Origin of the sequence: Bacillus cereus group sp. BfR-BA-01492 (assembly GCF_022662815.1) — a bacterium.
In the GTDB taxonomy this organism is placed as follows: domain Bacteria; phylum Bacillota; class Bacilli; order Bacillales; family Bacillaceae_G; genus Bacillus_A; species Bacillus_A cereus_BD.
Genome location: NZ_JAKUEH010000002.1, coordinates 95,238 through 112,239, shown reverse-complemented (window position 1 = coordinate 112,239; position 17,002 = coordinate 95,238). Strand labels below are relative to the sequence as shown.

The following is a 17,002-nucleotide window of genomic DNA, read 5'->3' as shown; positions in this document are numbered from 1 at the left end:
CTCGTATAAATCGGGATTGGTGAGGGAGAGGAGAAATGATAAGTACAAGCATCACTTATATAATTTTATGAATATATTGATAAAATTATATAACGTTATAGATATATAAAACGATAAAAGGTTTCATTTGTGAAGAATGAAGAAATTTCACGTTTTGTTTAGAAAAATCCATAGATTTTCTAAGGCTTTGAAAGGAGGAGATAGAAGAAAAATGCACGTTGTTTTGCTTTGATATAAATATTATATTTGCTACATTTGTTTCAACTCGTATAGATATGAAAAGATTCATAAATAGAAGAACTGGAGGAGTTTTATATGACTGTATATCGATTGAGTGAGAAAGATAAAATATCGGTTTATAAATTAATAGCAAATGTAACAGGGCATCGTGTAGAAGATTTAGATACTGATATGTATCTTGAAAGCGATTTAGGATTAGATTCTATTAAAATGATTACATTAATGAATGAGCTAATTAAGTTGATTCCACAAGAACAAGTAGAGGATTTTATGTCTAAAAATCCAATTCAATCGCTAATGTCGTTACAAACCATTCATGACATTATAGATATTATGGTGAAGTGGAAAGCAGAACAGCATGCAACGAATAGTTTATCCAGCAGTATAAGTTCTGCAATAGAAATAAATGATAGCGATGATAAACATAAAAAAATAGATGAACCGAACATATATGATGAGCAAACGATTGCTTCTATTTTCTCGGTTATATCGAATGTGACAGGACACAATGTTGCTGACCTAGATGTGGGTTTATATCTTGAAAGTGATTTAGGGATAGATTCTATTAAAATGATTACGTTAATGAATGAATTGATGAAATTGATTCCACAAGGACAACTACAAGATTTCACAGAGAAACATCCGGTACAATTCCTTATGAATTTACAAACAATTGGCGATATCGCATGTATTTTTACCGAATGGAAAGGTGAGTTATCAACTTCTGTTCCTTTGAATCATAATTCTGAGTATACTAACTCGGAAAAGGTGGACACACTTGAAATGATACATGCGCAATACCCATTTTTAATATCTTACTTTGCTGTCTCGACGATTACCATTTCTTCAGGGGTAAAGGTCAAAGGAAGCTTGGATACAAATCTTTTAAAGCAAGCTTGGCAGGAATTAGTAGGGCGTCATCCAATATTGCAATCTGTATTTCAGGTACAACAAGGTGCAGAAAGTTTTAAAGAGTACTGTTTAAACATTGTGAAAGAAATCGAACTTCCTGAAATCTCAGTATTAGACCTCAGACATCTTGCTGTTGACATGCAAAAGAAAGCAATCAAACATCATTTTGAAACCTCACTAAATAAAAAGATTAATATTTTTCAATGGCCACTACATTTCATTGAAGTGATTCGAACAAGAGATGAAGAATATGAAATAGTCCTCTCAATCAATCATACAATCTCAGATGGAATAGGAAACCAACAAATAATAAGAGAACTATTAGAATTATATAGCGCTAAAGTGCATCACACGCCTAGTGGCTTAACAGAATCTATTTCGGCATCTGAATACAATCGTATCGTATCGCAAATGAATGAATGGGTAGATGAAATAGAGCAAAAACGTCTTGAACAATTTTTGAATCATCAAGGGAGAGAGCAATACTTTTTCAATCCGTATCAAGTTGGTAAAGAAGCAATGACAAAACCGTTTGTTGGAGTAACAACGAAAACGCAAAAATTTTGGTTAGATGAAGAGTTAACAACTTCTTTAATGACTTGTGCAAAATTGCTAGAAACATCGCTGTTTACCTTATTGCTGAGCGCGTATATAAAAACAGTTAAGCAATATGACGTGGAAAATAAGAATTTGATTTTGAATATACCTACAAGTGGAAAAGTATACCCGAATGTTGATGCGACGGGAGTACTAGGAGCATTTGCACAAAATTTAGCATTGACATTTGATTATACACATACAGATTGGAAAACATTTGTCAACAAAATAGATACAGAAATGAAACGAAACGTTACATCGGGAATTGATCGAGCACAAACGCATAAAGCTGCCAAAGAAGCGAAGGAATATATTCAATTGCAAGACGGAAAGTTATCTGATACAGTGGCTCAGTTTGTTCGTTCAACGTTGAAATCAAATCTTTACTTTTCTTTTATAGGAAATACGAACCTCAAGAAAAACTATGGCAGTTTGGAAGTATATGATTATGAGGCTTATACATGTACAAATTACAGGGCAATTGATAATGTAATGGAATTATTCCATGGGAAAATTATGATTACTTCTAATTACGACGGTGATTTTTTTAATGAATCATTTATAAGAGAATATATAGATGCTTTTATTTATAACATAAAAGATCTTGTTGCATATGCGCAATCCATTCATCAAAATATACGGCAACCGATCATTATAAATGAAGATGCTGAGGTGAAGGATGCAGTTTGTAACATTGTCGAAGAAGTATGTGCAAGACCTATTTTGTTAGGAGATATGGATAAAGATTTAGATGTGGTGCTTGGAATGGATTCTTTACAACGAATTCGTGTTATCACTCGGATAGAGAAAGAATTTGGAAATTGTGATCAAGAAAAGATATTTGGATGCAGAACGATACGTGAAATGGTTTCAATCATTAGTGAAAAAAAGGGGCGTCAGCTTGTAGAAAGTGTAGAAGTTCCATATTTTCATATTATGGAACAATGTAAACAAACACCACAAGCTATTGCTATTGAGTATGGTGACGAGAAAGTTACGTATTCTGAGCTTGATCATCTATCGAACCGTTTAGCCCATTGTTTAAGAGAGAAAGGAGTTAAGCGGGGAGACTTAATTGGAATCATGACGAATCCTGGTCCATATATGTTAATTGGAATGTTAGGGATTTTAAAATCTGGTGCTGCATATGTACCGCTTGATCCATCTTATCCGTTAAATCGCATTCATTATATTTTAAACCATGCAAAGGTCGAGATCTTGTTAAGTGAGCAAGCTTTCAAAACACAAATCTCTCAATTGTTACAGAAACAGACGTTGATGGATATAGTTGTTTATATAGATCCTTGGGAAACAGATGTACAAATGTCTTTACAACAAATAGAGAAAGAAACATGGATGAGTTATTCTCATCAAGAAATTGAACGTATCAATCATCCGGATGATATAATGACAGTTTTATATACTTCGGGATCTACAGGTCATCCGAAAGGGGTCGTATTACAACATCGCGGCTATATGAATCGGTTAAATTGGCATCAAGATATATTTAAGTTGAAGTTAGGGGAAAGAGTTGCGCAGAAAACATCATGCTGCTTTGATGTTTCGATTTGGGAATTATTTTGGCCGCTTATGTTTGGTGGGACAGTTTGCCCTGTTCATAAAGATGTTGTAAGAAATCCATGGCGTTTGGCAAGATGGATTATAGAAACGCGAATTAGTGTTATGCATTTTGTACCATCATTATTTGGGGAATTTATCCATTCTATTGAAGATAAAGCATATCATTTCCCTAATTTACGCTGGCTCATTTTCAGCGGTGAAGCATTACCAGCTTCCGTTATTAAAAAGTGGCTGCAAACATACGGGGAAAGTACAGGCTTAGCGAATCTATATGGACCAACGGAAGCGTCAATAGATGTGACATACCATATTATTGAGGGCAATCAGATTTTGGACGGTAGAGAAAATAGTATTTTAATTGGAAAGCCTTTAAATAATGTACACGTCAAAATATTAGATGAGGATATGAGAGAAGTTCCAAAAGGCACAATTGGTGAACTTTGGATTGGTGGGATACAATTGGCAAAAGGATATTTAAATAATCCATCAAAAACAAAAGAAGTATTTAAAATGAATTTGTTTTCGGAAATTCCTAGTAAATATTTATATCGTACTGGAGACCTAGTGAAAATGCGACCTGATGGGAATTTAGAATATCATGGACGTATTGATAATCAAGTGAAAGTTAGAGGGTTTCGAGTAGAGTTAGGAGAGATAGAAGCGGTAATCCACAGTCATTCGAGTGTAAAAGAAGTTGGAGTGGTGACGCTGGATAGTCCAGAGGAACATAAACAACTCATTGCTTGTGTGGTGGGAAATTGTTTAGAGGAGGAAGAGTTAAAACGATTTATCGGTCAAAAACTCCCTTATTATATGATTCCTCATCGTATAGAATTTTTATCAAGCTTGCCTAAAAATCATAATGGGAAACTCGATCGAAAAGTGATGTTAAGTATCTTACAAACAAAGAAAAAAGAGATGCGACAAGATGTAAGTTCTGTTGTAACGGAAACAGCAACTGTTACTAAAGGTGACGTTATACCGTTAAGTCCCGCACAACAGTGGTTGATGAACTATTTTGAACATCCGTATCGCTGGACGGGGTATACGAGGTTTTTATATAAACAAGATATTGATATTATTGCTTTTAATAAAGCGCTCAATATATTGGTAAACCGTCACGATGCTTTACGAAGCGTCGTGACGAAAGAGAATGGTGGATGGGTTCAACGTATACTTCCGCAAGGTATATCGATAAGTGCAGAAACATACGATGGAACACAAATGGATGAGAATGAACGAGAGCGATCTCTCAAAAATTTGATTGATGAAGTCATTCAAACATTTGAGATTGGAGAATGGCCGTTATTGCGAGTCATTATTATGAAAGTGTCTAAATCTATATACGATATAACGGTAGTTGGCCATCATTTAATTTCTGATGTGATTACGAATCAATTGTTGTTTAAAGAAATGTGGCAAATTTATGGGCAACTTTTATCAAGTAATGAAGAAGTGAAACTGCCTACTGTAAAGTCATACAAAGAATTTGTCTTATTAGTAGAAGAGAAAAAGAAAGAGAACCTTATAGAGTATGTGGAATATTGGAAAGAACAATTCCCAATGCATGAACATTCCTTTTATATTCCGGCAGATTCGAATTTAGGGACAAACGATGAACAATCGACTTGTATGGAAAGTTTTTTGATAGAGAAATCAGCGACAGCTATCTTATTAGGAAAAGCAAAAGATTATTTTAAAAGTAACGTTTATTCTATGTTGCTTGCACCATTATATAAAATGCTTAGTAGTTTGTATAATCAATCAAAAGTTGTTGTAAGTCACCGGACACATGGTAGAAACGTTGAAAACCAACAAATGTTTTTTGATACACCTGGTAATTTTGCTATCAATTATCCGCTAAGTATAACTATTAATAAAGAGGATACTTGGTTAGAAGTTGTCCGCAATATAAAAAATAATATGAATGAAGTTCCAATGGGAGGAATTAGTTATGACCTCGTTGCGCCTTATTTACCTTCCTATATGTATCCGGATACGAAATTGACACCAATCCGAGCAAACTATTTAGGAAACCGAGATATGCCAGATTTTAAAGTGTTCGAATTCTCTAAAGAGAATACGGATCGTCGCTTTTCAATGCCGGGGCAAAAAAGAATATCTATGATTGAATTTTTCTTTTCTATTGTGGAAGGAAAATTACAAGTTCATATTGAATATTCAAAAAATTTGTATCATTCTTCTACGATTCGAAAGCTTGGTGAAGAATATATGAAACAGCTAGATACGATGCTAGCAACGATAAATACGGGAACGAAGGTAAACCAAACACCTATGGTTATGAGTAATTCTGCTAGGAAAACAAGGTTATTAGCAGATAAAGTGGCGATTGTTACAGGTGGTGGAAGAGGAATTGGGCGAGCTATTGCTATTTCAATGGCCCAGGAAGGTGCAAGTGTTGCAATTGTATCTCGAACGGAGCATCAGCTTAATGAAACAGCATGTGAAATTCGGAAGCTGGGTATAGAACCGCTTGTTATCCCGGGAGATATTGGTGAATGGAATGACGTTCAACATATTGTAGAGGCGGTTAGTAAGCAATTTGGAAAAATAGATATTGTTGTAAATAATGCTGGTATTACAAAAGTAGGAAGTGTAACAGATGTTACATCTGAAGAGTGGAAAGAAATTATTCGAGTCAATGTTTTTGGAACGTACCATATGTGCACAGCAGCTATCCCATATTTAATAGAACAAAAATGCGGGAAAATCATTAATATAGGATCTGATTCCTCCTTTATTGGTTATCCGTTTATGAGTGCATATGCAGCTTCGAAACATGGTGTCCTAGGATTAACGAAATCGTTAGCGGAAGAAATGAAGCCATATAATATTCAGGTGAATGCGGTTTGTCCATCTTTGGTGAATACAGATATGGCACCGAAAGCATTAAAAAATAAAGCGATACCGCCTGAACAGGTTGCTGAAACAGTAAAGTTCTTAGCATCTGCACAATCAGATTGTATTACGGGAGAAGCCATTCGAGTTTATGGGAAACAAGATATGTATTGGTTTGGATCGGAACAAATTCCAATGCTTAAAGCGATATTGAATAAATAATCTCAAAGTTTATGAGTATACGGTGTGAGAGAGGAACTTATTTGAAATAAAAGGGGAATACTCAAAATGAGAGAGAAATATAGTAGGTTTTTCGATGAGAAAAAATGGTTGATTTATGGGATAGCTTTGTTTATGGGTGTAGCCATGGGGATGATTTCTCCCCTTGCTACTACACATATGGTACACCATCATATAGGGAATATAGGGGTTGGAGCGGTGTCCTCTGCTTTTTTTCTATTCATTGCTCTTGGTTCGCTTTATTTAGACCGTAAGATGCGAGGGAAAGACATTCACTTTACGATAGTGATAGGGTTATTATGTGCCAGTTTAGGATCAGTTTTATTTCCTTTTGTAACAAGTGTGTTTCTATGGTTTCTATTTATGTCCATTATGGGGATGGGGATTAGCTTCAATCTAGTTGGTATACAAACAGGTTTGCAAAAAGTAACAAAAGAAGATATTCGTGCAGCGGTTAGTGGATTGTATACATTCTGTTTTGCTATGGGATTGGTTGTTAGCTCAGTTTTTGGACCGATTATGTATCAATATAAAGCATGGTTGCCGTTTCTAATTGGTAGCATGTCCTTAGGGATGGGAGCGTTGCTTATCTATAGCAAGCTGAAGGGTTTCTTTTTACTAGCAGCTTATCCAGAGGAAAAGGTGATATCAAGAATTAAATTACCGTTATTGGGTGCGTTTACTTATGGTTTTTCTGAAACGACATTGATTACTTTATATCCAATGTTTTTGTTATCCCAAAGCTTTAACCTCTCTGAAATAGGATATGCATTAGGTATTTTTGTAGTTGGAGGTATTATTGGTGCAATTCCAATTACATATGCCGCAGACAAAATAGGAAGGGGAAAATGTTTGGCAATTTGTCTGTTTATTGCAATTTTTGTTGTGTTAGGAATTCTTGTTTACGATGATTTAGTGAGTAAATTAATATTTTCATTTCTTGCAGGGGTTGCGATAGGACCTTTATATCCATTAACGTGGGCTTTATCTATTCAACGTTTGAATGAACGGGAGTTGCCATCGGGGACAGCTCTATTTAATATCACATATGGTTTAGGTTCTACAATTGGACCGTTTCTTTCAGCGATTATTATGAGAGTGCTTGGGAACGAGCATATATTTAGTTTATGTTTATTGCTTTTTATAGTGCTTCTTATTTGGATGGTTACGATGAAGAAAGATACAAACAGTCATATATTTATGAAAGACTTTTGAGTTCTATATAAATAAAAGTGATTTATCAGAAGGAGCGAATCATAATGAAGCGAGTTAAAAGGGAGAAGAATTGTAAGTTATCTATAGCAATTGGAAAAAATATCGAAGGGGAATTATATAAAAAAGAAAATATTGGTCGATTGTTAATGGAAGCAGCAGATGAAAGAAAAGATAGCGGAATTACCTTTATTCAAAACGATGGAGTTGAGGATTTCTTATCCTATGAATCTCTCTTAAATCGTGCGGTACACTGCCTTGGTGGATTGCAGAAAAAAGGAATTCAGCAAGGACAACATGTCATGCTGGTATTGGAAGATAGTCGTGATTTTATTATATCATTTTGGGCATGTATACTCGGAGGGATTATACCTGTGCCACTTGTTTATCCGACTTCGCTGAAGGTGAAAAATTCGATTTTGGATAAATTATTTGCTGTATGGAATTTATTAAAGAAACCAGTTATTTTATCGGATGATCATGTCATGAATCATCATGAAAAGATTGAATCGCTTCTAGCGGTTAAAGGAATGGAATTTCTTTCGATATCAACATTGTATAGTGCGAATGAAGGAGGAGAAATCAATCTTGCACCTTCTGATACACCTGCTTTTATTCAATTTAGCTCGGGAAGTACGAGTGTACCGAAAGGTGTGATTTTAACGCATCGAAATTTATTAACAAATATAGAGGCAATGATAGCAGGAATTCGTCTCAATCATGAAGATAAATCGTTTAGTTGGATGCCTTATCATCATGATATGGGGTTAATTGGTTTTCATTTAGTACCAACAGCAAAAGGGATTCACCAGTTTAATATGAGTCCGATGAAATTCGTCAAAAGACCAAATTTATGGCTGGATTATATAACAAAATATCGTATTACACTCACTGGTTCTCCTAATTTTGGATATCGTTTACTGTTAAGTAGAGCAAAGGAAGAGCAGCTTAAGAAGTGGGATTTACGATCTTTACGATTAATTTTTAATGGAGCAGAGCCTATTTCCGTTTCGTTAATGCGTGAATTTATGAGTAAATTGAAACAATGTCATTTAAGAAAAGAAGTGATGTTTCCGGTTTATGGGATGGCGGAAGCTTGTTTAGCTGTCAGTTTTCCAAAGTGGAATGATGAACCTTCCGTGAATTGTATAAACCGTAAAACGCTAGTTTCAGAATCGAGGGTAGAGAAATGTCTAGACACAGATCGGCAAGCGATGTTGTTAGTTGAAGAAGGTTCTCCTGTAGCAGGAATGAAAATTCGGATTGTGGATGAAGTTGGAAATATTGTTCCAGAAGGAATAGTGGGCGAAGTGCAAATATATGGTGAAAATGTAACAGATGGGTATATATATAATGATCGTGTTACGAAAGAATCGATCCAGGATGGGTGGTTAAAGACGGGGGACACGGGTTTTCTACTGAATGATAGACTTACAATAGTAGGACGAATTAAAGATATTATTTTTGTGAATGGTCAAAATTTTTACGCTCATGATATAGAGGGAATAATTGAAAAGATAGAAGGAGTTAAACCTGGTCGCATTGCAATTTGCGGCTGGCACGATGAAAAAGAAGAGAAAGATAAAGTGGCTCTTTTTTCGAGCCTTCCTATTAAACAAAAAGACAAGAACAAAATATATTCTAAAATTGTTAGTCGTGTGAATGAACTGATCGGAATCCCGATTGACTACGTAGTTTTAACGCCTTCTATACCGAAAACGACCAGCGGTAAAGTACAACGTTTCGTATTAATTGACGCATTTAAAAACAATAAATACGAAGGGAAAGTGCTTAGTAGAACGGATTTAAGTGTCGGAGTACAAGATGAAAATATAGTAGAAAAACAAGAAAAGAAAGAGAAACAAAAGACTATGGAGTTTGGTAAGTATGCAGAAAAAATTCGAGAAATATGGTCGAAAGTTTTAGAGATTCCTTTGGAGCATACGCCGTATAATGAATCATTCTTATCATTAGGTGGTACATCTATTAAAGCTATTCAAATACTAGGCTATCTTGAAGATGAATTATCATTAACTCTCAGCCATGATATTTTAATCAATTGTCGTACAGTGAATGAAATGGATGAGTATATTGTGAAAGTTGTACAAGGGAATGAAGGAATTGAGAGTGGAAAGGTAAAGGTTTTCTCTCGGAAAATGTCAGAAGAATATGAAGATGATATTGCTGTTATTGCTCTATCGTGTCGTTTTCCGGATGCTTCAACTCCAGAAGCTTTTTGGGAAAACCTTGTTCAGGGGAAATGCAGCATTCAAGAAATACCATCTGATCGATGGAGCGTAAAGGATTATTATAATCAAATTCCTCAATTTGGAAAGACGTATTGCCGTAAAGGGGCCTTTATTCAAAATCCGTATGCATTTGATGCGAGTTTATTTAACATATCAGAAGAAGAGGCAGCTATTATGGACCCGCAGCAACGTATGATTCTTGAACTTACATATGAATTGGTAGAAAGAGCTGGTTATACGACGCAGCTGGTTGATGGAGAAAAAGTGGGGCTTTTTATTGGAGCAGGTATGAATTCTTACTATGAATACCATTTAAGTACGTTAAATCGTCAAAACTTACAAACGTTCGATAGTTTTAAGGTTCTTCCGAAAGTGCAACAAGAAGCTATTATGAATGAGTGGAAAAAGAAATTTGGAATCATGGCAGCGCATCCTAATATATTAGTAGATAACATTTTAAATATGATTGCAGCACGTACATCGCAAGAATTTAACTTTAAAGGTCCAAGTATGGTTGTTGATACAGCGTGTTCTTCATCATTAGTCACTCTTCATATGGCATATGAGTCGTTAAAAAGAGGGGAATGTGAAGTTGCGATTGCTGGTGGTATTAATTTATTGTTAACGCCAGCTCCATATATATTTTTTAGCCATGCAGGAGCATTATCTTCCAGCGGGCGTTCCATGGTGTTTGATGAACAAGCGGACGGATTTGTTCCTGGTGAGGGAGCGGGTCTTGTTATGTTAAAGACTTTAAAGAAAGCAAAGGCAGATGGAGATAAAGTATTAGCGACTATAAAAGCGAGTACGATTAATAACGATGGTCGTTCTATTGGAGTTATGGCACCAAATCCAGATGGACAAAGAGAAGTTATTGAGTCGTTGTATGTGGAAAATGAAATCAGTCCTAAAACAATTCAATATGTTGAGGCACATGGTACAGGGACACGGGTTGGTGATCCTAGTGAAGTGCGTGCGATTGATACTGCATTTCGTAAATGGAATGTAGACCAACAATCCATTGCAATCGGCTCTGTAAAAGCAAATATCGGACATTTGCTAGGAGCAGCAGGAATTGGAAGTTTCATAAAAGTGATTATGTCACTACTGCATCGCAAAATGCCACCGAATATAAATATCTTTACTCCAAATCCGATGATTAAATTAGAACAAACGCCATTTTATTTATTAGATGAGCCGAAAGAATGGAGTAAGGAAAAAGGGGTTCCGAGAAGAGCTGCAATTAACTCGTTTGGATTTGGTGGAACAAATTGTCATTTAATTGTAGAGGAAGCATCAGAAACAAAAGAAGTGAAAGTAAATCAAGCGATAGAGCTTCCAAAACATGCATTATGTTTATCTGCTCATAGTGAATCTGCATTACAACAAAAAGTGACAAACCTTATTGCGTGTTTAGAAGACTCTTACGAATATTCTTTAGGGGACGTATGTTATACAGAAAATGTAACAAGAACACCTTTGAAGCATCGTTATTCTGTAATCGCAAGTTCAATAGATGATTTAATAGAGAAATTGAAAAATAGTTCATTAGACAATACGATGGTGCAAGCATCTCCTAAAGTTGCGCTCATGTTTACTGGTCAAGGTTCACAGTATGCAGGAATGGCAAGACAGTTATATAAACTTGTTCCACGGTTTAAAAAATATGTAGATGATTGTTCGGAAGCATTTTATCCTATTTTAAATCAAAGTATTGTGGACTTATTATATGTAGAAGCAAATGAGTCTCTACTTGCTCAAACTCATATTACGCAACCAGTTGTATTTACAATCGATTATGCTCTTGGAAAATTACTTTTAGATTTAGGTGTGAAGCCTGCGTGTATGTTAGGTCATAGTGTAGGTGAGTGGGTGGCTGCTTGTTTATCAGAAATGATTACGTTGCAAGATGCAGCAAGGCTTGTAGCGATTAGAGGGGAATTGATGAATAAAATTCAAACAACTGGCGCAATGACAGCTATATTTAGTTCAATCGCTACAATTGAACCGTTGCTAGAACCATTTAAAGATTCTTTATGGTTTGCTGGCTATAATATTACGCATCAAGTCATTTCAGGACAAGCGGAAGCGATGGAGAAGTTTTTAAGTTTGCTTGAGAAGAAAGGGATTGTATTTAAAAAATTAAAAGTTTCACAGGCATTTCATACACCGCTCATGGAACCGATGCTAGCGCCATTTAAAAAGGAATTAAATGCAATTACATTTAATAAACCGAAAATTCCTATTGTTTCTAATGTTACAGCGGAGTATATAAGCCAACCAATTCATCCGGAATATTGGCTAGAGCATATTCTTGGAACTGTGAAATTTGAGCAAAGTATGAAATATGTCCTTGATAAAGGAATTAATATTTTTGTGGAAGCAGGTCCTGATAAAGTATTGACCAGTATGGCGAACGGCCTTGTTTCTTATAAAGACAAATGTCTTATTTCGATGATTGAACGAAAAAAAGAAAATTGGGATGTATATGTCAATGCAGTGAGCAAATTGTACACGCTAGGTGTAAATATAGACTGGAAAACATTTATGAAGGATTATGGGAATGAACAGGTTATATTGCCGTCTTATCCATTTGAACACAAGATTTTTAAACCGGATTTTGGAGAAGAACTTCGTTTTATGGACTGGCTTTATGAATGGAAATGGGAGATGGAAACACCTCTTTATACAGAAAGTGACAAACGAGTCTCTATTCTTGTTTTCGACGATGAACAACAGGTAGGAAAAGAAGTATGTGGTATTTTGGAGCAGATTAATACTTCGGTTTATGTGGTCACTTCTGGTAATGAATTTCACTATGATGGAGATACACGTTTTACAATTCGTCCTGAAAGCATCGAAGATTATATGATGATGTTACAGCATATACAAGGGGATAGTATCTCTATTATTCATTTATGGAATAGTACAAAAGAAAGTATAACTCCAACGCTATTTCTTCAAGATGAAAGTGCGTTATTTCAAACATCTTATAGCATTATATTGATGGCAAAAGCTTTAAAGATAAAAGCATATAAGAATGTAGAATTTATAGTTGTTACAGATAGAGCCTTTGCCGTGTTACAGGATGAGGAAATTCAAAAACCGCAGCAATCTATATCTGCGGTAATTGGGCAGGTAATTGATCAAGAAAATGGTGAATTTAGCAGTCGTATATTGGATGTAGACAACAAGGCATATGAGAATAAATTTGCAGAATTAGCAGAACTCATTGTACGCGAATTAAGTACGGGTAGACAGGAAGAAGCGATTGTTGCGATTCGAGATGGTAAACGCTTTGTTCGAAAACTAGAAAGAATTGTGACTAGTAAGAAACAGGAAATTACAATACAAGATAATGAAACATATGTCATTACTGGAGGAACGGGGCATATTGGTGGAGAGATTGCACGCGCTTTTTTAAAAAAAGCAAAAGTGAATTTAGTTTTAACAGGAAGAGAGCAACTGCCTTCTAGAGAAGAGTGGAAGAAGGGAAATTTGAGTTCGAAAGTAGTAAGTAAAATAAATGTAATACAAGATTTGGAAAATCAAGGGGCGAAAGTTGAATACTTTGCAGTAGATGTTACAAATGAACAAAAAATGAAAGAAATGATACAAGCTGTTAAGCAACTGTATGGTCCTATACATGGTGTTGTACACGCTGCGGGAACTATTCATCATTCTGCAGGTAAACTTTTAAGTAAAGATTTAAACGACATCCAGCAAGTGATGTCTTCAAAGGTACAGGGCACAATCATAGCCGATATGGTAACAAGACAAGAACCGTTGAAATTTTTTGTAACACTATCTTCTATTTCAGCATCTAAAAAGATATGGGCGGCAAATTTAGGGGACTATGCAGCAGGGAATGCTTTTTTAAATGGTTATAGTCAGTATAGAAAGAATACTGGTGCACCTGGTCGTTCGTTATCTATAAACTATTCTTTATGGGCTGATAAAGGGTTGTCAGAAATGTTTGGGGATTTATCTGCTCTTGCAGTAAAAGCGCAAAAACTAAATCCGCTTTCATCAGAAGGCGGAACGCAAGCATTTTTTGAAGTGCTGCAATATGAGGGAAAAAGTGTTGTTCATATTCTCGATCGGCAGGAAGATTGTGTAGCAAACAATGTAGCAGAAAAGGTGGTCGTATTATCTCCTGCCAATGAGCCTGCACATCCTGTTCGCTATAAAACTGCAAAAGAAATAAAAGAAATTGTGTATCAAGTAATTGCGGCAGAAATAAATTGTGATGCTGAAAGTCTTGAAGTTACAAAGAATTTCTTGGAGTTATCGATTGATTCATTAAAAGCTACGAAAGTTATTGCGGAGATTGGAAAACAATTAAATACAGAATTATATCCTACTTTATTATTTGAATATCAAACTCCAGAAGCACTAGCTGAATATATTGAAAAAACGTATGCAGTAAATCGTCAAGAAAAGGTAGAAGTGAGGCAGAAAGAAAAGATAGGTAAAGATGAAGAATTGGTAAAAGATATCGCAATTATTGGCATGAGTGTTCGAATACCTGGGGCAAATAATTTAGAAGAATACTGGAAGATATTACAAGAAGGGGAATGTATGATTCGAGAGGTTCCAGAGGATCGTTGGAGAAAAGAATATCATTATAGTTCAGATCAAGGGATACTGCATAAAACTTACTCTAAACACGGTGGGTTTATTGAGAGACCATATGACTTTGATCCGTTATTCTTCGGCATGTCCCCGAAAGAAGCGGAAGCAACTGATCCACAACAAAGAATCTTTATGCAAGTTGCTTGGGAAGCCTTGCAACAAGCAGGTTATGGTGGAAAGCATCGAACAAATCAGATCGGTGTGTTTGTCGGATGCGAACAGAATACGTATATGGAGCACTTTATTGGATATCGTTATTACATGATGATGAAAGATGTATTAGAGAAAGATACCGCTTTTGCACATCTTCCTCTGTCAGATCGCCAAAATCTTCTTAAACAGATGGTACGTATATTAGAGCCTGGACAACTAGTGGCAGATGCAATTGCAGGAAATGGAGTGAATGAGGTCGCTGCAAGGGTTAGCCATTGTTTAAATTTAACGGGACCAAGCATGATTGTAAATACCGCTTGTTCGTCTTCTCTTGTTGCTCTTCATCATGCATGTCAAAGTATACGACAAGGTGAAACGAATATGGCGATAGCAGGGGGTGTGAATTTAAATTTATCACCTACGCCATTTGTTAGTTTGAGTAGAGTGACAGCTTTATCATCCAATGGAAACTGTTATCCTTTTGATGCAAGAGCAAATGGTATGGTTTTATCGGAAGGAGCAGGGGCAGTTCTTCTGAAATCATTAGAGCAGGCAATGGAAGATGGGGATCATATATTTGCTGTTATTAAAGGATCGGCTATTAATAACGATGGACGTTCTCAAGGCATTACAGCACCGAGACCTCAAGGACAGGCAGAAGTGATTCAAAGCGCATATTTGAATGCGAATGTTCATCCAGAAACAGTCTCGTATATTGAGACGCATGGAACGGCAACACCATTAGGAGATCCAATTGAAGTAGAGGGGATGACTCGCGCTTTTCGTACTTTTACAGATAAAGAAGGTTTTTGTGGGATTGGATCTGTCAAATCATCTATCGGTCATATGCTTTCAGCAGCAGGGATTGTTAGCCTTGTTAAAGTAGCGCTTGCGATGAAACATAAAATGATTCCGCATACAGTCAATTATGATACGCCAAATCCAAATTTAGATTTTCAACATTCACCGTTTTATGTAGTAGCGAAACAATCTCAAATTTGGGGTGACGAGAAACAAAATCATCCGCTACGAGCGGGTGTAAATGCTTTTGGGTTTGGTGGGACAAATGCTCACGTTATCCTTGAAGAGGCACCAATTTTGCAAAGAAAAGTGAATCATTCTGTACCTGAAATGAAAAGGCCTTCTTTATTGCTGCTTACTGGAAGAACAGAGAAGGTAATCCAAAACGTTGCAATGCGTTTAAAAGAACATATGAAGAAGAATCCAGATCTTTGTGTTCCCGAAGTTTGTTATTCTATGAATAGTTCGCAAAAAGAGTTATCGTGCAAAGTAGCAACGGTGATTAAATCGAAGGAACATCTTTATTCCGTTTTAGAAGCGATTGAAATGGGAAGAGAACGCTCTGAAGTGATAAAAGGTCGTTCAAATCCAAATAAACGAATGACAACTCATTTTCTATTTGATGGTACATTATGCTTGGATAAAGCACATATAAAGCAATTGAATGATACATTTTTTATTTTTCACGCAGCGTATAAAAAGTGTTTAGATGTGTTTGAAACGGAAGAGAATGAAAATAGTACTTCTTATCGACAAATACAAAGTTTTTCGTGTCAATATGCGATTGGAAAATTGTTGTTGCATTCTGGAATACAGCCTAAAAGTTTCGTGTGTGAAGGAATTGGGATTCTTGTTGGGGCTGCGTGCACAGGAATCATTACGGTAGAAGCGGCAATCCAATTTATTAAAGGGAATAAAAATCTAACAAGTGAAATTTTGCAAAATAGAAACGATACAGAATATGAATATACGATTATAACTCCGATGGGAATTATCCATAAAGAGCATACGGATATTTTAAAATCTTTATGTATGACAGATATGCAGTATACGATAACGACAAAGGATGTTGCCGAATATGTAGAGAAGAATGATGTTGTGATTCAATGTGGAATGAGTAAGAGTGATTTGCAAGGGAGATTAATATCAATGGATATAGACAAAGTTTCTGATTCGGTACATGAGCTTCTTTTGTGTATGGCTAAACTTTATACGTTAGGTGTGAACTATAATTCAGTTGCATTTTTTGAAGGAAATGAGAACCGAATACCGTTACCAACATATCCATTCGAAAATAAAATGTACAAAGTTACGTTCGAAGATGAAAACATATATAAAGAAGCGCTTTCTAATAGGGAGTTACACCAAAAGAGTAATCTAGTTGAAAGAGATGTGCATAAATTAGTTCCACTTCATCTAGATGAAACTGTACAGGAGTCTGAAAAAAGTAAAAATATGAAACAGCTCAATCATGACTTAGTCAGGTTATTTGGAAACATAATTCAATAAGGATCAAATATTGT

3 protein-coding genes are annotated in these 17,002 nt (G+C 35.7%); all 3 read left to right on the top strand.

Translation table 11 applies throughout. From position 1 onward, the window contains the following. Positions 1 to 315: 315 nt before the first annotated feature. The 3 genes from MR063_RS03710 to MR063_RS03700 all read left to right on the top strand — a co-directional run bounded on the left by MR063_RS03710 (position 316) and on the right by MR063_RS03700 (position 16,988). Positions 316 to 6,411, top strand: a complete 6,096-nt coding sequence (locus MR063_RS03710) for a non-ribosomal peptide synthetase (RefSeq protein WP_242193453.1) — start codon at positions 316 to 318, stop codon at positions 6,409 to 6,411. Positions 6,412 to 6,477: 66 nt separating this feature from the next. Next, positions 6,478 to 7,644 carry an MFS transporter gene (locus tag MR063_RS03705; RefSeq protein WP_242193452.1) on the top strand — a complete coding sequence of 389 codons (1,167 nt, stop codon included), beginning with the start codon at positions 6,478 to 6,480 and terminating at the stop codon, positions 7,642 to 7,644. Positions 7,645 to 7,688: 44 nt separating this feature from the next. Next, complete coding sequence (locus tag MR063_RS03700) at positions 7,689 to 16,988, top strand: type I polyketide synthase (RefSeq protein ID WP_242193451.1); 9,300 nt, start codon at positions 7,689 to 7,691, stop codon at positions 16,986 to 16,988. Positions 16,989 to 17,002 lie beyond the last annotated feature (14 nt).

What these genes read in the sequence shown, in the direction of transcription:
- MR063_RS03705 (WP_242193452.1), top strand. Translation starts at nt 6,478, where the DNA reads ATGAGAGAGAAATATAGTAGGTTTTTCGATGAGAAAAAATGGTTGATT.
- MR063_RS03710 (WP_242193453.1), top strand. Translation starts at nt 316, where the DNA reads ATGACTGTATATCGATTGAGTGAGAAAGATAAAATATCGGTTTATAAA.
- MR063_RS03700 (WP_242193451.1), top strand. Translation starts at nt 7,689, where the DNA reads ATGAAGCGAGTTAAAAGGGAGAAGAATTGTAAGTTATCTATAGCAATT.